The organism is Streptomyces novaecaesareae (assembly GCF_000716875.1).
GTDB classification, from domain to species: Bacteria; Actinomycetota; Actinomycetes; order Streptomycetales; family Streptomycetaceae; genus Kitasatospora; species Kitasatospora novaecaesareae.
On the sequence record NZ_JNWQ01000221.1, the window covers coordinates 1 to 514 of the forward strand.

Below are 514 nucleotides of genomic sequence, written 5' to 3' on the forward strand. Positions count from 1 at the left end.
GGGTGGGGTGGTGGGTGGGTTGGTGCGGGGGTGTTTTTTGCGGGCGCGCGGGCCTTCGCCCTGCGCGCCCGTGGGGTTGGGGGGTCAGTTTTGGTTGGCGGTGCGGCGGGTGAGGAGGAAGCCGCCGATGAGGGCGATGGCGTAGAAGGCGGCGTCGAGGGGGCGGAGGTCGGTGCGCCAGGCGGCCAGGGTGTCGTGGAGCAGGTCGTGGGGGGTGGGGCCGTCGGTCTGGACTCGGCGGAGGTGTTCGATCAGTTGGCCGAGGAGGAGGGCGCCGGCTGCGAGGAGGGCGCCGAGGGGTGGGAGCAGTCGGTTCCGGCCACCCAGGCGGCCGAGCGGGAGTGCGACCAGGCCGGCAGGGGCGATAGCCAGCCAGCCGAGGCTGTCGGCGGCCCGTAGCGGTGCGCAGCCGTAGGCCAGGCCGCCGAGCAGCATGGCGAGCAGGGCGAGGGTGACGGCCAGGGCGGTGCGGCGGCGGGGGGCTGTCTCTTATACACATCTGACGCTGCCGACG

Annotated in this window: 1 protein-coding gene; it reads right to left on the minus strand. The window is 73.9% G+C overall.

What is annotated here, in order from left to right:
* Positions 1-84 precede the first annotated feature (84 nt).
* On the minus strand, positions 85-435 hold the full coding sequence (locus OP86_RS34200) for a hypothetical protein (RefSeq protein WP_051831202.1): 351 nt from the start codon (positions 433-435) through the stop codon (positions 85-87).
* Between the last annotated feature and the right edge of the window lie 79 nt (positions 436-514).